We start from the raw sequence: 21,924 nt of genomic DNA, 5'->3' as shown, positions 1-21,924 counted from the left end.
ATACTATAAAAATTTTATAATCTTGCATATTTAATCAAAAGACCGGCTCACCTTTCAGGCTTTATTAAGTCATCAGATGGAGTCGGCCTGATGGAAGAGCTACTGAATTTTATTTATTACAAGCGTAGCTTGCCCCGTGTTATTGTAACAACCATCGTCAGAAACCCAGGCAATTATTGTTGAGGTTACATCAACGTAAACGCGAACCGGTGTCGATGTAATGCTTTGCCCCCACCGATTAGTTGAATATCCTAAGCCCCCCTGAAGCAGAACAGTATCAATAGCGCAGCCACCGCCCAGATCATTACTGGAACAGCTCATATTGTTATTCGTGATTGAGACATCATAAGTCCCTTTTTGCATCTGGAACTGTGCCGGTTTACCAGCAGCAGCGGTTCCCGGAGGCGATGTGATGCAGTTTTGTAGTGCATTGATATTAATGCTTGTTGCTGCCTGACTTGACAGCGCTATAAAAGCAGTAAAAGCGACCAACGTTTTCTTTGCGTTCATAATTCTTACTCCTGAAAACAATGTAATTGAGAAAATCCAGTACCGGTTGAATACATTCCATTTGGATAAACATGACTTGAAAAGACGAAAAATTGACCAGTAGTACTCTTGAAGATACGGAAATTCATCCGCGTTCTGGTGTCACGATGCTGTCCCACTAAAAAAAACGTTAAGTCCCCAAATACATTTCGATAATTTAAAGAGATACCTTATTGCCCATCCAGTTTCATGTCACGTGGACTCAACAGCAATCGTATACCGTTTACTCAGCAATACCTAAACAGCACGTCACGCTAAGATAAATGTAAATTTTTATCTCTTGGCTCGGCTGCAAGGATTTAAAAGCAGTCAGTCCTTTTCGATATTCGTGAGAGTTCTACTTTATTTTCATACGGCAACAATGTCGGTCTGGCTTTTTCAAAGCCCGTTAAGTACTCGGACAGGAATAGCCTGTAAAACGAAGAGTATTCATCATTATCTAAACCTTTTTGCTGAAATTTTTGGCATTCGATAGTGTAAATCCCGCTGCCGTGGCAATTATTAAAAGGCATTGCTGGCATATGCGTACAGTTATTAACAGAACTCCAAGACCGCAACGCCGGCTGCGGTTTTTGGCCGCCCTCTTCTTCAGCGCGTTTAGGCACAACTTTCCATGTTTTCAGCCGGGTCAACACGGGCACGCCGGGCCCTGTCGCCGTGGCATAAACACCTTTAATCGACTGCGTTTCCTCGCCAAAGGCATTACAATTTTCATCGGGCTGATACCAGACACGCACGGTAAGTGCGTCACGTTTAACGAAGGGGCCGCCCTGGGCATCGGTGTACGCAGCCCATTGACCGGCATCAGCCGCAGCATGTACGGCAGCAAACGCCTCGCCCGCACCATGAGCGCTTTGCAGATCAGCCAGGCGGCGCAGTTCGCGATAAACCGTGACGGGAGCACCGCCGATAAACTGAAACTGGCGGATGCGCCAACGGGCCGCCCAGGCCGAGACGGCCATCGCCGTTTCCTTCAGCGGCTTTCCGCTTTCATGATCCCGCTCGCCTTCGAGCGCATAGCCATCAATGTTTTTTGCTACGTATTTAGCGATATAGCCTGTCGCGCTGCCTTTTGCTGGATCAATGGCTTCCGCATGAAAACGCGCTTTGCGTGCGCGGGCGCTGTTCAGCTCATCGCTGTCCTGCTGGCAGGCATAATCACGCAGGATCTCACTTACCCGACTGACGTCCTCAGGGCGCATAAACATCAACATATGCCAGTGCGGTGTACCATCGTGATGAGGCTCAGCAACGCGCAGACCAAAAATACTGATGTTATTTCGATGCAGTTTGGCACGGACTCGCTGCCAGAGCGTGCAAAGATAGCGCTGCGTGTCCGCCGGGCTGGCCCCGTTCCATTTCGCATTGCGGTGGCCCGTTTGCAAGGTGGCGTGATAGCGAGAGGGGGCGGTTAAAGTATAAAACTCCGCCCGGAAGCCCATATTTTGACAAAGGGTTTCAAAGCCACGAATGCGTGTCATGAGTTCCGCACGACGAATGGCTGGATTGGCCACACTGCCGTCATATTTTTCGATCAGGCTGATGCGGTTCCCCTCCTCATCTTCCAGATCCATACTCTGCAGGAAGTCACGAGTGCGTCGACGCTGTTCCCGCCATTCCGCGACCGCCATCGGGCTGGCATAAGGTGACCGCTTTTTGCTGACGTTGGCTAAGGCAATATGCAGATGTTCTCGCCAGAAGGCGCTGAGACGACGCAACTGTCCTTTCCACCATTTCTCTGCCTGCATACGCAGGATGGCGGCGGTAACATCGTCGGGACAGAAGAAGCGAGTACTGACCGTTTCCCAGAGCGGTGGCGTTTGTCCCAGTTCACGGGTGATGATAGCTGCGGTTGTGTAAAGGTGATGGACATAACGGTAATCCGTCCTGTCACTGATGCTGGCATGCAACTGCACCAGTTCTGCATGAATAAAGCTGGCAATATCGCCCGCGAGTAAATCAACATCAGCACGGGACATATCCGGCAGGCGGTTAAACCGCTTCATCAGTTCCCACAATGTGCCGGCCGCTCTGGCTGCACCTTGCGGGCACGACAGCGTTCGGGATAGTTGCGCCACGATGCCGGGACGCATGGCATGCAACTGGTAGCGCTGGTTGACTGACTCAACACGCGGTAATGTACGCTCAACAAAGGTTTTTGCTAAGTACGCATTAGCCCGGGCTGTGCCCTGTTGCTTTTCAAGTAACGCCATGCGACGCCGGACGTCCAGTTGCACCATCCTGGCCTGGGCATTAAGGGTTTTCTGCCCATGCAGCCACGCCGCAATCAGGCGATCGCGGTGTTGCTGCTGGTCATAAGTGGGATACGGGCTGGCAATCGCCAGCCGGGGGGCATTCCACGGGTAAGCAAAAGTCATCATCGCGCCTGTCCGTGGTGAAGACGTGTGCGTAACTCGCAGACTTCCTGACAGGACAGGCAGCGGGTGACACCCTGAACGGCGCGACGGCGCGCTTCGGGAATCGGTGCATCACACTCTTCACAAAACGAAGCGCTGATTGCCACGGGCCGTTGCGTGACCTGGGCAATATTGTGCGCCAGGATTTCTTCGCTGCGCTGCTGCGCGACATCAATGGTATCGGCCATCAGCGCAGCGCTCCTGATTCGTTTTCATAACGTTCAGCTTCGTTGCGCAGCAGTTCCGCAGCCTCAATGCCGTTTAATGTCTGACGCGTAATATGCGCCGCCATAACATTCAGCCGTCTGGCGACCGCCAGTGCGCAGGCTTTTCTTTCGTTATCAAGCAGCTTGTTGAGGGTAAAGGTTGTGGCGTCATTCAGTGAATGGGTTTCGCTGTTCATCATTTCTCTCCAGATTTTGGGCAAAGTCATGCCCGACGGGTTTACGTCATTGCGTTACGATTAGGTGGTTTATTCAGGCAAAAAGCAGTCCGCCGTTGAGAACTGTCGCGGCAATATCTTTCCCCAGCGCGCCAGCTTGTTCATCGCCATGATGATGCGTTCACGACGTAACTGATCGAAACACTCGAAAGGTTTGCCAATATCTTCCTGCCTGAAACTGCCGGGCCAGTCACGATTGACCAGCGTTAAAACACAGAATTTGAAATCGTCATTTTGGTGATTGAAGTACCGCAGCGCAGGGTTACGGTTGCTGTCGCGCAGCAAACGCCAGCGCTGACGAAATTCATCAAAGGTCATCTTTTCGCTGCTGCCGTTGTCAAAACGCGCTTCAGCATGCGAAGCGGATAGCGGGCTTTTTATCTGGACGGTGCGACTCATTGTTTTCCTCCGATAAAGTTTGCATCGGGTTTGACTGACCAGTCGCCACCGTCACTGACATCATGGTGTCTGTACCTGATGACGGATTCGCGCCTGTCTCATCGCTGGCTTTTGTTAAGCATTAAGCGAAACGGTAATAAAACTGGCCTCAGTGTCAGCACGACAAGGCGTTAAACCACTTTCACTCACATCTTGCGTGCAATCGCGGCGCTTACCGACACAATCGCCCGTGTTGCCTTATCTCACCGGTGCTGACCGTTACACGCAGACAGGTGAGCGACGCGATAAGGTTCCGGCATGACGATTGTAAAAATGGGCCTCATCAGGCAAAATCTTTCGTTATCTGATAAAGCCGCCTGCTGCTGCATCAATCAAAGGCTAACTAAAACCGGAGGATACTTAGACTAAATCTAAGTGTCAATGAAAATGAGCGTTTATACTAATTTCAAATTTCCGAACTCGAGCGCTGAAGCTCTGGATCGCGTTGTCGATGCCTATGGCTTTACCATGAAAATGCAGCTTGCAGATCACCTTGGAATTGCCGCAAGCAGCCTGTCTGCACGCTATAAACGTGATGTTTTTCCGTCAGATATCGTTTTGCAGTGCGTTATGGAAACGGGGGCGGACTTGCAATGGTTGATTACGGGTAAAGGAAGTAAGTTCTCAGAAAGCAAACCTGACACACCGACACTGATTAGAAAAAAACTAATCAGCGGAAAAATCGAGGATGCGGGTTATGTGATGCTGGATAAAGCCTTATATGCGCCCCTGAAGCAGGAACCGCGCAACGCTTTTTTACTGTTGGCCGAAACCACGCAATACATCATCGATACTGACTTCGAAGATATGCATGACGGCGTCTGGTTGGTCGAAATCGAAGGCACAGCCAGCGTCAGAACGCTGACGCGTATTCCGGTCAGGAAAGTCCACGTCAGCGGGATTGGCGTGGCCTTTGATTGTGGGATTGATGACATCAAACTGATTGGCCGGGTTGTTCTGACCATTCAGTGACAGGCCCGATTGCCTGGCGACGCGGGGATGTCCTGTCGTGAGGCTGGGCAAGCCAGACTCTGTGATATAAAAAAGGGGCGTTACCGCCCCTGCTAAGCGATCAAACCTGAAATGCTTCAACCATGCCGCGTAAGGCGTGCGCCTGCTCTGACAGGGAGTGCGAGGCGGATGAGGATTCTTCAACCAGCGCCGCGTTATTCTGGGTGACCCCATCCATCTGACTGACGGCAACGCTGACCTGCGAGATCCCCTGCATCTGCTCTGACGAAGCCATTGATATTTCATCCATCGCGCCCGCCAGTGCATTGACCATGCCCACGACCTTCAGAATACTTTCTCCGGTCCCGGCGGCGACATGAACGCCGCTATCCACCTGTTCCACCGCATGTTCAATCAGTTCCTTGATCTCTTTTGCGGCAGTGGCGCTACGCTGTGCCAGGATTCTGACCTCGCCAGCGACGACGGCAAAACCGCGCCCACCCTCGCCCGCCCGCGCTGCCTCAACCGCCGCATTTAACGCCAGAATATTGGTCTGAAACGCAATACTTTCAATCACGCCTGTGATGTCGCGTACTTTTGTCGCGCTCAGGGCGATGTCATTCATGGTATGAGACATCCGCTGCACTTCGGACTCGCCGCTGCGCGCCAGGGTTGCAGCCTCGCGGGCAACGGTAGCCGTGTGTTGTGCACTGGCCGTATTGCTCTTCACCGTGGCGGTGAGCTGTTCCATACTGGCCGCCGTTTCCTGTAGGGCGGCAGCCTGCTGTTCAGTACGTGATGACAGCTCAGTATTGCCCTGAGCGATTTCATCGGATGCCGAGGCGACCGATCCGGCGGTCTCTTTGATTTGGCTAACCAGACGACGCAAACTGGTCTGCATATTCGCCAGAGAGGCGAGCAGACTGGTTGAATCGTTGGCACGCAAGGAGACCGGTGCGGTTAAATTGCCGCCGGCAATCGCCGCAGATAATGCCTGCGCCTGAGCAGGTTCACCACCGAGCTGACGCATCAGCACGCGTATAATCATATACCCCGCTGCGACGGAAACGACCACCGACAGAGAGGCAAGAATCAACAGAATCAGCGTGGCCCGGCGCACATTTTGACTGGTGATTTCAACGGACTTTTCACTGTCTTCCATTTGCAGCCTGGTCATCTCTTTCAGCGACTCAAGTAATTGCCCTTGCAATGGCCGAACCGTTTTTATCAGATAAGACGTCGCGTCCTGCTGCTTGTTTTGTAAGCCAAGCTGGCCGGCATGTTCCAGCGCCGCCAGCACCGGGCCCTCGCTACTTACTATCTTATCAAAGGCCTCTCTGGCCTTTGGCGTTGAATCTCTGGCAACCATTGCAGCCAGACGCTCACGGTTCTCTATATAGCTCGCTTTTTGCGTGACAATACGTTGCCACTCTCGCTGCATTTGGTCGGGATCCGTAATCAGGGCAAGGTTACGCACAATGACGGCCATGTCACGTAACCCACCGTACATGTCCATCCCCACACGGTATTTCTTCATTTTGACATTTACGGCTTCATCCATGCCGTTACGGGCATTATTCATACCGGTATAGGCCACTGAGGTGCAGATAATAAACAGCGTAATTAAAAGGCCGAAACTCATCGTCAGGCGCGTTGAAATTTTCATTATGGACTCCCTGCTTATGGTGAAAAACAGGTATCGGTTAAAAAAGTAAAATCCACAGTAAAAATTAAGAGCCCCGTAATAAAAAAATAATAAGCAATTGATAATTATGGTTTTTTAATAAAAACAAAAATAATTTGACGAATATTAAATCTTAAACTAAACGAGAAGAATTTCATTTAGAAAAAGAGAATAAAACATTGTATTGGTTACTTTCTGGCGATAAGAAAAAAATATTCAATCGTGGTTAACAGGGAACACTCACCGTTTGCCGCTGCGGCGTCAGAGCGTGCACCACTTCTTCACTGTAAACAGTGCTTAAGCGCAGGAAAACACGCAGGCGATGACGCACGCAGCGACACAAAACGCGTCACAGGGATTGCAACACAACCCTCAGCTTCGGAAGCGTCTTGCGGGAGTAAGCGGAATGTATGTTTAATCGGTCCTGAGCACGTGGCGATACTCATCGTAAGTCATATGACTTTAATTATCTGACCAGAATATTACCCGGTAAAAGCCCCTGGAAGACTTTATTGTTGGCTAAAAAAATAAGGACCGCCATTATCGTCACCCCTCAGGATAACTTTAATTTTTTTTCATTCTTTGGGATCGAGGCTGCTTTTTTATAACAAGCATCCCATATATACCTATTTATGATTAGATGAAAATTTAAAAAGAAAAATAATTTGGCTTAGCCACACTGAAAAGAAAATTTAGTGAATCTTTAACATGATAAACAGAAGAATGCACTCTATACTGTCTTTCACTGTGAAAAATGGGCCCCGCCCTGCCGTTAAATCAAACAGATCGTTGATAATAAGCGAAAAATTTCCATTCTATTACAGTAAAAACATAACATAATTATATTTTGATGATTTTATCAAAAGACACCACTCCACCTGGACCGCAAGTAATGAAAAACATTCTCGACAAACTCGGCCTGCCGACAAAATTTCTTATCCTCGGTATTTTTGCTCTGGTTTTATTTATATTACCTACCTATCTATTTATTCAGACGGGTAATGAAGCGATTAACGTAAAAACACAAGAGTTACAGGGCGTACCGATCGAAAAAGATATCCTGACATTACTTAACCTGATACAGCGCCATCGTGCGGAAAGCGCCATCGCTATTTCCCAAAATAAGCTGGATAACGCGCCACGCGTAGCGCTGGCTTCTCAGATCGATGCAATGTATGAAAAAATAGCCTCTGAATTGCGTCAATATGATGCCAGCGCACAACCCACTCAGCGTTTTATAAACGTTCAGACCGCATGGTCACAGCTACAACAGGACGTGTTAACGGGGAAGTTAACACTGTCGAGCAGCCTGACGCATCATGCCCAACTCATTCAAAACCTGCTGGACACGAATCAAGACATTCTTGATTTGTACAGTCTCTCTTTAGATGCCGACCTGAATACTTATCAACTTATCATGAGTATTTATGGCCGCCTGCCAGAGCTGACCGAAACGCTCGGGCGCATCCGGGCAAGTGGTACGTCCATCATTGCGGCGGGGGATAAAGCTGACGAATCCTATCGTGGCGCCATGGAATATCAACTTGAAGGCGGCCGAAATGCACTGGAAAAATTCAGTAATGTACTGAATAAAGCCTTTACCGTGGAGCCAGGACTGAAAACTGACTTTGCCGCGCAGGCGCAGGACGCCTATCAACGTTCGGCCAGCGTACTTAAGATGGCGGAAAACGTCTTTATCACGAAAACCGTGCAGATTACGCCTCTGGACTACGTAAAAGCCTTTACCCAGGCGATTAACGCCTATAACGATCTTGGCACCAAACTCAGCCAGCAACTGGCAATCACGCTCAACGATCAAATCGATCAACGTCGTCATTCGCAGTATATCCTGCTGGCCGCATTACTGGTGTTAGCACTCATTGCAGTCTTTGTGGCGTTTATGATTAGTCGTTCGGTCACGCGCCCTGTAAAAGAGGCGGTGGCAGTGGCCAGTAAAGTTGCAGCGGGTGATCTAACCACTGTAATAACGGTATCGGGCAATAATGAGATCGCCGAACTGCTGAATGCCCTGGCGCAGATGCAGCTACGTCTTTCGCTGTTAGTGACCAGTATTAAAAATAACGCGTCAACCATTGCCAACTCGTCGGAAGAAATTGCGATGGGTAATAACGACCTCTCATCGCGTACGGAGGAACAGGCCGCCTCGCTGGCTGAAACCGCCGCCAGTATGGAGCAACTGTCGTCCATTATTAAACAGAATGCCGATAACACACGTTACGCCTCCGATATGGCCGTATCGGCGACTAATGCGGCCTTAATGAGTGGTGATGCGATGAACGCTGTCATGGCGACAATGCAGAAGATTCGTGGCAGCTCAAGCCAGATTGAGGAAATCACCGCCGTCATTGACAGCATCGCCTTTCAGACCAATATACTGGCGCTTAACGCCGCCGTTGAAGCGGCTCGCGCCGGCGAACTGGGTAAAGGATTTGCCGTAGTTGCGGCCGAAGTGCGCGCACTGGCGCAGCGCTCAGCCGGTGCCGCGAAAGAGATTAAAGGTCTCATAGAGCAATCTGTCGTTCAGTCGAATGAAGGCTTAACGCTGGCGCAGGATGCGGGCAGCAAAGTTAAGCAGAGCGTAGAGGCCATAGAGCAAACCTCTCAGCTGATTCGCGATATCTCATCATCGTCTGAAGAGCAGAGCAGCGGCGTAAGCCAGATTAATATTGCCGTTAACCAGATGGATCAGGTGACACAGCAAAATGCGGTACTGGTTGAGCAGTCGGCGTCATCCGCAGATGAACTGGCAAAACGGGCCAGTGATTTGCGCGACATGGTTTCTGTGTTTCGTACAGCCTGACCGTCTTCTCAGTTAACCGGCGATGCAGCAGCATGACCGCCAGAGCCCGGCACTGCCCGGGCTGTTTCTTTGGCAAAGATGAAAAATACGTCAATGTACAATTGAATGATTGCTCAAAGAAACTTATTCTGTTGCCCGCAAAAAAAAGCCAGTAAAGGTTTTCGGTGCCATTGCAGTGCCGCCTGCACATCCGTGCAGTCTCATTTTGATGCTGAGCAAACCCCCACTGGAAAAACCTGTGCTAATCTTTCGGTCTCAGAACCGCCTTCCGGGGAGTATATGAATAACGTTTTTGACGAAAAAATGACGGACATCATCATCGGAGAGATGGTGACGCAGCTACTGAATGAGGATGCGGCAATTTCCTGGCGCCTTCTCCTTGAGCGGCTGCAACAGCTTCTGGATACCGAAAGTGATGAGGTACGCATTCGCGCAGCATTGCGGGCCATTGAAGAAATCCGTGCGGAGATGATTTCTCGTCCGGCTGAATCGCAAACGACAGAACTCGGTGATCTCAGTATCCATCACCTTCATTAAGTCGCTGCCAGGCAGCGGCTTACCCCATTTTCTGAAAAACGCTTTGCACGAGTAAGCGCCTTGAAAGGTATTCACATAACCGACGCGCTGATTAATAAAGGCACGTTTTCGCTGACGGAGGTCGAATGAGTGATGACACCGCCATGCAAGACATCTATACCATTATTGGTACGATAGTTGCGCGTTTGCTTAAACCCGATGGCGAGCTCCATCTTCAGGATATTGTCAGTTCACTGCATAATTACAGTGAACAGAGCACAGAGCAGCTTGAAAAGAAAGCGTGTCAGGAAGCGATACGCCTGCTTTCCCGACAGTTTCATTAAGATGATGAAGCACCGGACTAGCGGTGGCACCGATACCGCTTTATCAGTACAGGGCGATGCGCTTTTATTCCATGACAGATTCAGCGAGACCGCGCAGGCTGTATCTTACGCATCGTCCCTGGAGGATGTTCGCCCCACAACAATTTCCAGGCAATGGCGTAACACGGCCAACTCGGTGCTATCTTCCGTGCATTCCAGTTCGGCAATCAGACGTATGATGATGGCCTTACTGGTCACCTTTTGTCCCTGAATGACGATGTCACGAATCACCGCATCCAGCACTGCATTTTCAGCCTGAAGTGTGTCACCCGCACGGCGAAAGAGATGCAGTATTTCTGCTTCTGTCGTGTTTTGCTCAATGTCGATAGTATTCGGCATGATGATCTTCTTAATCTGTATCTGTGAAGGTAAGTGACGTCATACTGACTGTTCAGTGCTGCAATCCTGCGTGCATACCAGCAACCGCTGCGTTTTTACCCTGCATGCATCGCCCTGAAGGCCGCCCAGACTTAGTGCTTACGACTGTTGTCCGGAATGCTCTGACCAAATGCCAGTACGGTGGCATCAATCGGGTCACGTGCGGAGGCAAACTCGTTGCGAACTTCCGTGAGCGCCATTTCAATAGCCTCGTGCCGCTCGTCGTGAGTTTCATCCCGGAGCATGATCTTAAGTCTGTTTGCCAGTGTCGCACCACTGATGGTGTCATTGCTGTCAAGCAACGCGGTAATCGCCTCGCCCATGACAATTTCAATAAGTTTCTCTTGTTTATCTTTTTGCATACCCGCATTCCTGATGACATTGTGCCCCTGTAACCGGGCAAACCAGCCTCAAATGCTCAGGCCTCTGGTGACCTGCTTATTTGACCAATCAGATTACTGCTGCGGGACGTGAATGCACGTGTGCGTCGCAGCGTTCAGCGGTCAAAAAGCATACTGATCAGTTTCTGATAATGTTGCTCTTCAAGCGGACTGGCCGACTGACTCAGTCGACGAATCAGCGCGCTACAAATGGCCTTACGGTTAAGGCTTTTGCCTGCATGAAGGATCTCCACGATGACCTGACCCAGCGTCGCTTTTTCGGAAGGGAGCGTGTCGTTGCCAAAGTAACGGGCAATATCGTGAACCGTATTGGACGTATTTTCGTTCTGACGCATCATGAATCTCCCAAATGAGAAATAGTATAAACGTTAGTCAACGCAATGTTCACTAAACTTATACAACATCTGGAAAATTGTACAGGAATTCTCTTAACTGGCTGGCAGGGTTATTGTGCATAAAGTGCTATATCATACTTAACAGTCACTTGCGTAAGTATCAGATCGCTAACCGTCTTACAGCGTTGCGATTACACCACAGGGCAGAGGCGAGGCGGTAAAGCAGAGGCAGAGAGGTCATTGATTACCTTTTCTTGACTAACTTGCCAACGTTTGGCTATGCACGGTCGTCATCCTCTTCCGGATTAAGACGAATAACATTTTCATCTGTTTTTCCTTCCTGACTGGCTGTCATTAACCAGCGCAGGCCGGAATCCCTCCTGACGGGTGAAGGTCTGAACTGCTTTAGCCAGCGTCGCGCCGAAAAAATGTCGGCTAATCTGTTATCACAGGTTTCTGACTCGGCCATCATATTGAGCTCCGCAATGAGTGTATCAATACTAATTTCTTTCTCACCAAGGGCAAGATTGACCACCGCTTCGCCAAGAATGACATGACTTTTCTCATCGTCGTGAAATAACACTTTACGTTCCTCAATCGGGCAATTAATCACTATTGTTTTTCACATTCTAGTAATAATCAAACAGATGACAAAAGCCTTTTTCTGCCGAAAGAATAGTAGCCTGAAGTGATAAAAATGATACTTTTGAAATGCCTGTTTTAACTTAATGAATTGCAATAATTTTATTAAATTCCTGGCCTGAATGCTGTCTGATAAAGACTATTCTGAATATATCTATAGTACGCCTGACAACACCTGCAGGCCTTGCCAGGCCTGGCCCGGCGTTATGCGTGTATTTTCAAAGGCACGTAAAGACAGATATCCGTCAACGTCGAGATATTATCGTTCAGCATTTTGTAAGAGCAGTATTAATATTTTTTGTTGTGGCGCTGATGGTTATACTTCCTGGCGACTGTTTACGCCCCATGAATAAAACCCTGCTAATGATGATGTTATTCTCTTCGGTAATGCTTCGCACTAAAACGTTATTATTAACGTGCGCCATGCCTGTGCCTGATCATTTAGCGGCGTTTATGCTCTTATCACAGACTGAAATATTCACGCACAATGGGAAGCCAGTCGCCGCTGTCAGCCAGCTCTGAAGCGCCAGTGCCCGCCTTACATATCGCCGCTTTACCCTGCCAGATCTAAGCCAGACGGCTGGCAACCTTTCTCTCGCCAGTAATCGGTAATACTTCTGTACAGCGGCCCCCAGGATCGGTTAACTTGCGCACAAATACTCCTACTCAGCTTCAAGGAACACTATGCGCCAGGACGGTTTGCCGCCCTCAGGAAAAACCAGCAATCTGGCCCATTATTTCAGCCAGATTGATCACCCACATCAACTTGAAACACTTGGCAGGATCGCAGTCGAAATTCTTCGGGAAAATAAGCCTGTGAGTCGACGCATCATCTGTCTGAAGCTGATTGGTTGTCTTGAAACGGCAACGAATGAGGACGATGCGTCACATTATCGTGAACTTCTGACGCTGCTCTTCAGGCAATAAACGTTACACGCGCCTGCTTACCTGCCTCTCGACTCACCATTACCACGCTGACGTTAATGCCCTTCCTTCTCTTACTCTGTCCTCTGTCGTTATGCACAGAAAACGGGCTTCCGTCAGCGCTGGCCTGCAGGCAGATTTACGGCCTTCCCTGACGCGTTGAACGTGTAACAGAGAGGCAAGGCGCTGTTTAAAGTGCAAAAAAATGCCCGAACCTCGTTAAAGGGCCGGGCCGGAGTTCTCAGGGAAATCCTAAATGACTTCCAAACAGCGTTATTACACTAGTTCACGCTTTGGATTGTCGCCACCCGGGATCAAACAAATTTTCTCTATACCTGAAATGCCTCTCTCTTTTTTTGCGGATAAATGCCCTCAGACCGCTTAAAACCTGCGTCGCGTCACGTTTTCACAAACGTGTCATCGGTTCGCTCAATCTTCCTGGCACAGGGCCGATAATCTTAGTGTGAGTTGATTATCACAATGATTGTCCTGACAAACGTTGCTCATTTCGGCACCCTCGCGGTGCCGTTTTTTCTGCCTCATCGGTCAGGACAGCGTCATCTTCGTTAACGCTCAGGACCCTGAGCGTTAACGCCGGAAGAACAGCAAATCAGGGTTGGGGGCAATTGAGCGGCGTAACATAAAGCTTTTCGAAGCGAGGCGCGCTGACGGGTGCCCCCATCTGTTTGCCCTGTAAAATGTCACATGCCGCAGCACAAATGAATTCATGCTGTGCACGGTTCTCAATGCCTTCAGCCGCGACCGTGATGCCCATATTTTTGCCTAACGAAGCAATCGCGTTAAACAGCAGTCGGGCTTTATTGCTCTGCTCAAGTTGGCCCGTCAGCGATTTATCTATCTTGAGGCCGGCAACACAGCGATGCTGCAACAGGCTGAGCGAGGCCAGGCTGCGACCAAAATGGTCGATGATAAATAAGGCCCCCGTATTTTTAACCGCATCCAGAACCTGTAATTTTATCTCATCGGCGTCGGTAAGCAGCGGTTCATCGATTTCCAGTTCGATAAAGCCTGCATCTTCCCCGGCACAGTGACGGATAACATCGGCCAGGCCCGTTTCCAGCAACTGACGTGGGAACAGATTAATACTGACACGCAAGGCAGCGTGTTGACGCCGCCACTGCTTAATTTGACTGACAGCGGACTGAATGATCCACTCCCCAAGTTTGACTGACAGCGGACTTTTAATCAGCATATCAATAAACTCAGCGGGAAAAAGGATGCCACGCGCGGGATGCATCCAGCGCACCAGTGCTTCGCAGCCAATCAATGTCCCATCGGCCCCATTAAAACGCGGCTGGTAATGCAGAACGAACTGATGCTGACGTACCGCAGCTTCCAGTTCACGCTCAAAACGGCGTCGTCCCTGTTCCGCCTCACGAAATTCAGGCTGAAAGAGAACAGACTGGCCTTTCCCGCGCGCTTTGGCGCGGTACAGCGCTAAATCGGCGGCTGACATGACCGATGACGTGTCGGTGCCATGTAAGGGAAAACAGGCCACACCGGTGCTGGCTCCCACCGTCAGCACCGATCCCATGTAATCAAATGGCATCTGGATGGCCGCAGTGAGTATGTGCGCTATCCCCATGGCCTCATCGCAACCATTGGGTAGCAGGACAATAAACTCATCGCCGCCAAGTCGGGCTGCCGCAATCGCATGGGTACAAACCGCGCGAATCTGCTCAGCCACATGGCACAGCAAGGCATCGCCTGCGGCATGGCCTAGTGTATCGTTCACCTCTTTAAAACTGTCTAAATCCGTCATCAGCAAGGTATAAGGTACGCCGGATTCCGTCAGCTTACTGAGTTGGGTCATAAACGCACTGCGGCTGGCAAGACGCGTCAGCATATCCAGTGACGCCAGCTCACACAGTCGCGCCTCGCTTTCATAACGCAGCGTAACATCACGGATAATCATGCCGACATAGCGTTCCTCCCCTTCGCGCCAGCCCGAGAAAGAAACTTCTGCCGGAAACTCTTCACCGTTGCAGCGTTTCCCCCAAATCTGCAGAGTACGAGGGACTGCGATCGCGTCATCGTCATGCTCAAGCCGATCAAGTTCGTTGCGGTAGTCGGTCTGGCAGCGTTCCGGGATCAGTCCGGCGACATATTTTCCCATCATTTCGCTGGCGTCATAGCCAAACATGTTGGTCGCGGCAGGGTTCCAGAATGTAATCCCGCGATTCAGATCGGTACAAATAATAGCATCAGGTGAGGTGACCGATATGGCTTCAAGCCGCTGCTGACTCGCGTGGCGCAGCACCTCCATACGATGAACCTCCATGCGGTCCATCACCAGCGCAGCCAGATCGGTCAGGTTCTGACGATCCGTTGGGCTCATTGCAGGGCGGGGATGATTATCGGTCAGACATAATGTCCCAATTCTGTGCCCGTCGGGCGTAATCAGCGGGACGCCAGCATAGAATCGAATATAGGGATAACCCAGCACCAGCGGGCTGTTACAGAAGCGGGGATCGTTGAGCGCGTCAGGCACACAAAGAATCGAGTCACTCTCAAGCGTATGATGGCAGAACGCCACGCTCCGCGAGGTTTCAGTAATCTGCAGACCATAGCGAGACTTGAAAAACTGGCGTTTTTCATCAATCAGCGACACAAACGCCACCGGCACGCTAAACAGTCGCGCGGCCAGAATCGTCAGGCGATCGAACGCTTCATTCGGCGGCGTGTCCATCAGGTGATACTGGGCCAGCGCACGCAAGCGCGCTTCTTCAGCGCCGTTTTCGGTTGAGTGCTTCAGAGTATGTCCTCCTGAGGTCGTATACTGTGGCCGGGCATCTCACAGTAAAAAGAGGACGCCTGCAATCAGACAGAACCAGGTAAACGTCATCTGCCAACCTGAAACCGCAACAAAGGCCCGCCTGTACAGCAAAAATCCCAATCTCAGTCATCTGCTCTGATCACGGGATCGCCTTTAACTTCGACCCCGTTTTTACTGTTATCGTCCTCTCAGAGATGAACTTCATAGTCTGAGGCTGCTTATCTGTGTAAAACGGTAAAAATCGCTATTTTTTGGACTGTGGCACCAGTTCATAATAGGGATGCTTGCCTGCTAACAGCAGCAGCAATTCATACTCGCCCTGACTCAGTAACGCGACTTTCGCCGTGGCTTCTTTTGTCTGCCAGGCGCGTAAGCTGAGATCAAAGCGTTCGGCTGCGCCCTCCTGTGACAGACCTGCCGCAATACGCAGCTCCCGGACGTTATTCTGGACGGGCACGGGCCGTCGGACGATTGAATTTCCCAAACCAGGCTCCCTGTTGTTGACTTAGGGTAACAGTGCCTTAGCGCAGCCCGTATCGGTTCTCTCACACGGTCATCAGCCACCGCCGCAGCACACATTTCATAAGAATACTTAATCTTAACAGGGGAAATGTCAATCAAGGGAAGGCCGTTCTGGCAGGAATTTTATGGGTCCGAATCTATGCTTTGATCAACTTATATCACTTTCCCTTAAGCGAAACGGCATGACTTTTAAAAAAACCAATAATTTGAGTTTATTTCGTAACGTAAGATGTAAGGAAATATAAATTTAAAACAGGACGTTCAACAATAAATTCCCCCGCCATAAGGCGGGGGCATGAAAACCACAGTGGTTATTTTCAATTGAAAACAGACCACCGGCTGGCTTATATATCTTTATTTGCCAAACGCAATCCAGGCCGCATCATCTTTTGTCGCCACAGAGACCGAAGGACGAAGAGGTTGCGTGGCCTTATGGCTGGCTGAACGGACAACAGACGAGGTTGTCACGGGCAGTGTAAACCGTGTAATGACGCTGGTCAGTGTCTCAGTCTGGCTGCTCATGCTTTCCGCAGAGGCTGAGATAGTCTGCACCAGACTGCTGTTTTGCTGCGTAACCCGGTCAATTTCCGCTACGGCGAGTGTGACCTGAGAAATACCTTTACTCTGTTCTTCGGAAGCCAGAGCAATCTGACCAATCAGGTCGTTCACGCTGCCGACGTTACGTAGCACCTCTTCCATCGTGCTGCCCGCCGTGTTGGCCGCATCACGTCCTTGACTGATACCGGCGACCGTATCCGCAATTAATCCTTCAATCTCTTTCGCCGCTTCGGCACTGCGTTGCGCCAGAGAGCGTACTTCGCTGGCCACTACAGCAAAACCGCGCCCCTGCTCTCCGGCGCGCGCCGCCTCGACGGCGGCATTGAGCGCCAGAATATTGGTCTGGAACGCAATACCATTAATGGTAGCCGTAAACTGACGTATTTTTTCTGCGCCCACAGACAGGCCTTCCATCGCGCCAACCACCGTTTTCACCAGTTGTTCGCCCTGCTGAGTGGTTTGCGCAGTGATGCCTGACAGCGCGCGCGCTTCACGGCTGTTTTCTGCGTTATAGCGCACGGTCGCGGTTAACTGCTCCATGCTGGCCGCCGTTTCTTCCAGCGCAGCTGCCTGAGTCGCCGTCCTGTTCGACAGATCGGCATTGCCTTTAGCGATATCGCTGGCCTCATCCCGTAACACGGATGCATTGTCGCGAATCGCCAGAACGGTCTTCAGCAAACTTTGTTGCATTTCTTTAAGTAACGGCACCATTTGCCCGACACAATTCCGACCAAGATCTTCGGGTTCCTGGGTCAGATCGCCGTCAGCAATGATGCGGAAGTGATTACGCAGTTTTGCTACGGGGCGAACAAGATGGACAACCAGATAGCGGTCACAAAAGAAAAGCAGCCCCGTGACCGCAGCCAACGTAATCAAAAAGAGTTCTACCAGTCTCTGATGCTCTACGCTCAGCGGCGCGTTATTGCTGGAAATCTGCTGCGTCAGAGCACGGAGTCTTTCCTGCGCAGCCGCAGGATAATCCTGTGGCGCGCTGGTCAGCGCGGCACGGTAGCGCTGCCACTCATCACCCGCAGGCACGTCTGCCGCCAGCGCAGCACGATTCGCTGTCGCATTCTCCTGCATCTGCAAACTGGCACGATTGAGGAAAATAAGCTGCTCTGTCAGGCTGTTACTGCGTGTAACTTCCCGATTAATGTCTTTGAGAATCACCGAACCATAGGCACCCGCAAGCGCAATGACGATCACGGCGATAATGAGTATCCATAAGACGACACGTCTTATCGTAAAATTTTTTAGAATATTCATAGTATTTCCCCGGTGTGGCTGTGTAAAAACGTCAATAAAAATATTCATGCCTAATAGTTGCGGGCAAAACAATAGCGCGCTACTCTTTATAAAAATAATTGTGGCAGTGTTAATGAAAAAATAAAACGTAAAAATTGATTAAATGTGTGCATCGTTCATAACTAAGAAATTTATTAAAGAAAATAAAAAGAGACATAAACCCAGAACACGCCTATTATTTAGTGAAAATAAAATTATTTCCTGTTTTTCCTTTCGCGCCCTTTGGCCAGCGTTGCGGTGCTTCTATCCGACACTTTTTCTTTTTAATTTCGCGCCGTTATCAGTACGGAGCGGAGGACACACATGCTTATGAGTCTCGACGGCGATCCTGAACGCCGCATCCGTGCCCTTGAGGCACTTCGTCATCCTGATGAAAGTCGGGATGACATACTGAGAAAATTTGTCAGACTGGCCAGTCAGGCACTGAACATTCCCGGCAGTTTTATTTCTATCATTGATGATGAGTTTCAGTATGTGCGTGCCTCACACAATTTTAAGCTGGAACGTTCATCCCGGGAGGATTCACTTTGTCGCTATGCGGTAGATGGTGACACCGCCGTCGTCGTGCCTGATACCTATCTCGACAGCCGCTTTGCGGCCCATCCCCTGATCGTTGGGGCGCCCTTTATTCGGTTTTATGCGGGCGTCCCACTGAAAAACCGTGATGGCATAAACCTGGGTACGCTGTGCGTCACGGATGTTCAACCGCACCCCTTCAGCGCCTCACAAATTACGACGCTTCAGTTACTGTCATCATTAGTGATGTCGTTTCTGGAGGCCTGGCATTCTGCGGGCTTTGTCGACCCGGTGACCGGGCTGCCCAACCGCCAGCGCCTGATTCGTGACATGCATTATTTATCGGCAGCAGGCGATACAACCTTACGCCGCCTGGTCCTGATTGACTGTATTGATATGCCGCGCGCCTATGAACTGGCCCGGTCGATGGGCATGGGGCCCGTTGAAAGCCTGCTCAAGGATGTCGCTACCCTTTTGCCCCTTCGGCTGCGTCCTGCGGCCAGTGACATTATTTATACTGTTGCCACCGGGCGTTTTGCGGTGCTGACGCGTGCGGACAGCCGCATCAGTGCGCACTGGGTCGCCTGTCAGATGGAAGGCATCAGCGCCGACCTGGGTGAAGGCCTGTCAGTGGGGCTCAGCACCCACACCGGCGAGGTCGATTTCGTCTCCGGTATTTTCCCGCCCCATGAAACCCTGCGCCAGGCGGTCAGCGCCTTGCACGAGGCCATTGGGCGCGGTTTACCCTCTTTACGCTTTAGTGAAGCCACGGATATCAGACGTACGCAGGATTTCACGTTAATCAACGATCTGGCGCGCGCGCTGCGCGAAGATGTGGGCCTTTATCTGGTTTATCAGCCTAAAATTTGCCTGCAAAGCGGTAAACCCATCGGGCTTGAAGCCCTGATTCGATGGCATCATCCTGAACGAGGCGAACTCTCACCGGCCACTTTCATCCCGCTTGCCGAGCAGACCGAAACCCTTACTGCCCTGACATCATGGGTGATTGACAACGTTATCGCCCGCCTGAAGCGCCTGCGCAACAGCTGTATTCAGTTGCCTGTTACGATTAATGTGAGTGAGCGCGATTTCTCGCTTGACGGTTTTGCGGATAGCCTGGAAGAGAAAATGCTTAAGGCAAAACTCCCTACCTCCCTGCTGGGAATCGAGTGTCTGGAAACGGAGCGCATTGTTGAGAGCCCCTCGTCCATGCGGGGGCTTGAGATGCTGAAACTGCGCGGCTTTGGCATTTCTCTTGATGATTTTGGTACCGGCTACAGCAATATCAGTTATCTGCGCCGGATGCCGCTGGATGTGATCAAGCTGGACCGTTCGCTAATTAGTGAGCTTTCATCCGATATGGCCTCACGCATTATTGCTCGTAATATTATTACCATGCTGAAAGAGCTGGATTATGTGGTACTGGCCGAAGGCGTGGAATGTGTCGATACCGTGGAAGCGTTAACGGAATATGGCTGCGATCAGGCCCAGGGTTTTTTCTATTCCCGTCCCCTGGCAGACAGCGAACTGGACCACTGGCTGCACTGGAAACTCCGCGAAATGTGTTAAGACGCCGTTGGGTTCACGCCCACGGCGTTACCTGGCAGGATAGCGAGAAATGTTCCCCTCATGGTTCACCATGACGCAGTTACGGCCTTCGTCTTTTGCCGCATACAACGCTTCATCTGCCCGCCTGAGTAGTGAGGCGTCGTCGCCCAAACCGTTTAAGGTAGCGACGCCGAGGGAAACCGTCATGCTGTTGATAAACGGGAACACCGTATGACTGACGGCCTCACGGATGCGTTCTGCCATTGCGGCCGCGTCGCCCATAGAGGTGCCCGGCAGCAGCAGCACAAACTCTTCGCCGCCGAACCGGCTGATTACATCCAGCGTACGGCAGCGCTTTCTTAACAAACCCGCCAGGCTCACCAGGACTTTGTCGCCAGCATCGTGTCCATAGCGATCGTTGATGATTTTAAAGTGATCGATATCGATGGCAATCGCACTCTGCACAGGCTCCTCGCGGTGCTGAGCCGCCTGTGCATAGAAACCGCGACGATTATTTAATCCGGTCAGCGGATCGGTCATGGCTTTATCGTTCAGGTCCGCAACATGCCCTGCGACCGCACGCCGGTGATGCTGAACCGCTTCTCTTAATCTGTCAGCTTCGTTGTACCAGGTGTTAACGGATGACAGCGGATCCGGGCTGGCCTCACTTCCCCCGTCACGCACCATGCCTGCCAGTTTTTCCAGCGGATAAGAGATGCGGGACGCCAAAAAGGCCATGCAGGTTGCAGTCAGGACGATGATGATCAGAATAAACCAGAAGGCATTTCTGGCCGTATGCATCATCAGGCCATTTACCGTTTCTGAGGTACCGGACATAAAGATATTCCAGTCCGTTTTTTGCAGGCTGGCGTAACCGATAAGGTACTTTTTGCCCGCGTCCTGAATCATAAACTGGCCGCTCATCGTGGCCGCCAGGCGTTTCTGTAACGGCTGACTTAACGCCATGCGCGTCCCGACACGCGTCGGATCCTGACTGAAAATAATCGTGCCATCATCACTGACAATACTGACCGATGTGCCATCACCGTAATAATGCTGGCTCAGGATGTCACTCAACATACTCTGTTTTTTCAGGTAAATCGTTCCCCCAATAAAGCCGAGATAATGACCGTCATGCGCAAACAGGGGATGCGAGATAAAGACCACATAGTTGCCCGAGGGTGAGATAAAAGGCGAAGAAATAAACGGTTTTTGTAGCTTATTCGCCTGTTCCGTTTCAGCGGTGTCCACCTTAACACCCAGCAGAGACAGGCTTTCAGGCGAGATGGAGGCGATAATGGAATGGTTATCCAGCACGACTACCGAGTTGAAAAAACCTGACTGTTGTAACAGGCGCGTAGTTTCGCGATGTAACAGTTGAACGTTATTCAGGTCAGCGATCTGACCGGCGCTCCAGGCCAGTTCACGTTGGGCAATGGCAAGATAATGATCGGTGGTGTCGGCCAGCTTACGGGCATAGGCAATATTGCTGTCCAGCAGCGACTCTTCAATATTACTTTTTTGAAAAAGAAACAGCGCGCCCAGCAGCAAGCCGGAAGTCACAATGACACTTCCTATCGATAACGCGGTGAGTAACGTTCGAAGATGGATTTTTCTGCGATACATAACGGGATGTGCTGAGAATAAATTATGCAGATAGTAAACGCTAATCAGCCAGACAAAGGGCAGAATAAACGTCACTTTTGTTCTCTACAGTACTGAATGAGTGGCAGTATTCATCCGCAGGCAGCAAGCGACACTTTTTTACCTGTGTGCAGATTCTCACCGTGTTGAGGC

At 50.6% G+C, this 21,924-nt stretch carries 20 protein-coding genes; 6 read left to right on the top strand and 14 right to left on the bottom strand.

The features are described from left to right. Nucleotides 1-99: 99 nt before the first annotated feature. The 5 genes from C7433_RS20305 to C7433_RS20285 form a co-directional block, all read right to left on the bottom strand. A complete protein-coding gene (locus C7433_RS20305) occupies nucleotides 100-510 on the bottom strand; it encodes a hypothetical protein (protein ID WP_033739934.1) in 411 nt (136 codons plus the stop codon). Nucleotides 511-848: 338 nt separating this feature from the next. Continuing rightward, nucleotides 849-2,930 carry a replication endonuclease gene (locus C7433_RS20300; protein WP_233255803.1) on the bottom strand — a complete coding sequence of 694 codons (2,082 nt, stop codon included), beginning with the start codon at nucleotides 2,928-2,930 and terminating at the stop codon, nucleotides 849-851. After that, nucleotides 2,927-3,154, bottom strand: a complete 228-nt coding sequence (locus tag C7433_RS20295; RefSeq protein WP_006118222.1) for a TraR/DksA C4-type zinc finger protein — start codon at nucleotides 3,152-3,154, stop codon at nucleotides 2,927-2,929. The genes C7433_RS20300 and C7433_RS20295 overlap by 4 nt, the downstream gene beginning before the upstream one ends. Continuing rightward, nucleotides 3,154-3,372, bottom strand: a complete 219-nt coding sequence (locus C7433_RS20290; protein WP_006118223.1) for a DUF2732 family protein — start codon at nucleotides 3,370-3,372, stop codon at nucleotides 3,154-3,156. Before C7433_RS20290 ends, C7433_RS20295 begins: the two co-directional genes overlap by 1 nt. A gap of 66 nt (nucleotides 3,373-3,438) precedes the next feature. After that, nucleotides 3,439-3,807: a hypothetical protein gene (locus C7433_RS20285; RefSeq protein WP_033739936.1), complete on the bottom strand. Its 369-nt coding sequence runs from the start codon at nucleotides 3,805-3,807 to the stop codon at nucleotides 3,439-3,441. Between the two features lie 426 nt (nucleotides 3,808-4,233). On the opposite strand from C7433_RS20285, the gene C7433_RS20280 reads away from it, so the two are divergent. Further along, nucleotides 4,234-4,818, top strand: coding sequence for a phage repressor protein (locus C7433_RS20280; RefSeq protein WP_006118225.1), 585 nt, complete (start codon nucleotides 4,234-4,236; stop codon nucleotides 4,816-4,818). 100 nt (nucleotides 4,819-4,918) lie between these two features. Here the strand turns inward: C7433_RS20280 and C7433_RS20275 are convergent, their stop codons facing one another. Beyond that, nucleotides 4,919-6,463, bottom strand: coding sequence for a methyl-accepting chemotaxis protein (locus C7433_RS20275; protein WP_110268785.1), 1,545 nt, complete (start codon nucleotides 6,461-6,463; stop codon nucleotides 4,919-4,921). A 910-nt stretch (nucleotides 6,464-7,373) separates the two neighbouring features. Between C7433_RS20275 and C7433_RS20270 the strand changes: the two genes are divergently transcribed. The 3 genes from C7433_RS20270 (at nucleotide 7,374) to C7433_RS20260 (ending at nucleotide 10,162) form a co-directional block, all read left to right on the top strand. Next, nucleotides 7,374-9,302 (top strand): methyl-accepting chemotaxis protein, encoded by a 1,929-nt coding sequence (locus C7433_RS20270; protein ID WP_054633067.1) that lies wholly within the window; start codon nucleotides 7,374-7,376, stop codon nucleotides 9,300-9,302. Between the two features lie 279 nt (nucleotides 9,303-9,581). Beyond that, complete coding sequence (locus tag C7433_RS20265) at nucleotides 9,582-9,839, top strand: hypothetical protein (RefSeq protein ID WP_033739939.1); 258 nt, start codon at nucleotides 9,582-9,584, stop codon at nucleotides 9,837-9,839. Nucleotides 9,840-9,964: 125 nt separating this feature from the next. Then, entirely contained in the window at nucleotides 9,965-10,162 is a 198-nt protein-coding gene (locus tag C7433_RS20260; RefSeq protein WP_033739941.1) for a hypothetical protein, read from the top strand. A gap of 105 nt (nucleotides 10,163-10,267) precedes the next feature. Here the strand turns inward: C7433_RS20260 and C7433_RS20255 are convergent, their stop codons facing one another. From C7433_RS20255 to C7433_RS20240, 4 genes are all read right to left on the bottom strand, one after another. After that, complete coding sequence (locus tag C7433_RS20255) at nucleotides 10,268-10,540, bottom strand: biofilm development regulator YmgB/AriR family protein (RefSeq protein ID WP_054633066.1); 273 nt, start codon at nucleotides 10,538-10,540, stop codon at nucleotides 10,268-10,270. A 131-nt stretch (nucleotides 10,541-10,671) separates the two neighbouring features. Continuing rightward, nucleotides 10,672-10,941 (bottom strand): hypothetical protein, encoded by a 270-nt coding sequence (locus C7433_RS20250; protein WP_033739952.1) that lies wholly within the window; start codon nucleotides 10,939-10,941, stop codon nucleotides 10,672-10,674. A 134-nt stretch (nucleotides 10,942-11,075) separates the two neighbouring features. Beyond that, nucleotides 11,076-11,315: a regulatory protein YcgZ gene (gene ycgZ / locus C7433_RS20245; RefSeq protein ID WP_033739954.1), complete on the bottom strand. Its 240-nt coding sequence runs from the start codon at nucleotides 11,313-11,315 to the stop codon at nucleotides 11,076-11,078. Nucleotides 11,316-11,592: 277 nt separating this feature from the next. Continuing rightward, a complete protein-coding gene (locus tag C7433_RS20240; RefSeq protein ID WP_033739956.1) occupies nucleotides 11,593-11,898 on the bottom strand; it encodes a hypothetical protein in 306 nt (101 codons plus the stop codon). Nucleotides 11,899-12,641: 743 nt separating this feature from the next. On the opposite strand from C7433_RS20240, the gene C7433_RS20230 reads away from it, so the two are divergent. Then, complete coding sequence (locus C7433_RS20230; protein WP_033739960.1) at nucleotides 12,642-12,884, top strand: biofilm development regulator YmgB/AriR family protein; 243 nt, start codon at nucleotides 12,642-12,644, stop codon at nucleotides 12,882-12,884. Between the two features lie 607 nt (nucleotides 12,885-13,491). Here the strand turns inward: C7433_RS20230 and C7433_RS20225 are convergent. The 3 genes from C7433_RS20225 to C7433_RS20215 form a co-directional block, all read right to left on the bottom strand. Further along, nucleotides 13,492-15,591 (bottom strand): EAL domain-containing protein, encoded by a 2,100-nt coding sequence (locus C7433_RS20225; RefSeq protein ID WP_033740106.1) that lies wholly within the window; start codon nucleotides 15,589-15,591, stop codon nucleotides 13,492-13,494. A 331-nt stretch (nucleotides 15,592-15,922) separates the two neighbouring features. After that, nucleotides 15,923-16,162 (bottom strand): hypothetical protein, encoded by a 240-nt coding sequence (locus C7433_RS20220; RefSeq protein WP_033739962.1) that lies wholly within the window; start codon nucleotides 16,160-16,162, stop codon nucleotides 15,923-15,925. A gap of 392 nt (nucleotides 16,163-16,554) precedes the next feature. Continuing rightward, nucleotides 16,555-18,024 carry a methyl-accepting chemotaxis protein gene (locus C7433_RS20215; RefSeq protein ID WP_039341927.1) on the bottom strand — a complete coding sequence of 490 codons (1,470 nt, stop codon included), beginning with the start codon at nucleotides 18,022-18,024 and terminating at the stop codon, nucleotides 16,555-16,557. A 342-nt stretch (nucleotides 18,025-18,366) separates the two neighbouring features. On the opposite strand from C7433_RS20215, the gene C7433_RS20205 reads away from it, so the two are divergent. Beyond that, the gene (locus tag C7433_RS20205) at nucleotides 18,367-20,148 is read left to right on the top strand and encodes a GGDEF and EAL domain-containing protein (RefSeq protein ID WP_006118233.1); all 1,782 of its coding nucleotides are present in this window, start codon (nucleotides 18,367-18,369) and stop codon (nucleotides 20,146-20,148) included. Nucleotides 20,149-20,175: 27 nt separating this feature from the next. Here C7433_RS20205 and C7433_RS20200 read toward each other — a convergent pair whose 3' ends face one another. Continuing rightward, nucleotides 20,176-21,753, bottom strand: a complete 1,578-nt coding sequence (locus C7433_RS20200; RefSeq protein ID WP_033740108.1) for a diguanylate cyclase — start codon at nucleotides 21,751-21,753, stop codon at nucleotides 20,176-20,178. Nucleotides 21,754-21,924 lie beyond the last annotated feature (171 nt).

Origin of the sequence: Pantoea sp. PNA 03-3, from assembly GCF_003201175.1 — a bacterium.
In the GTDB taxonomy this organism is placed as follows: Bacteria; Pseudomonadota; Gammaproteobacteria; order Enterobacterales; family Enterobacteriaceae; genus Pantoea; species Pantoea stewartii.
The sequence above is the reverse complement of the archived record's forward strand: the minus strand, read 5'-3'. Positions and strand labels throughout refer to the sequence as shown.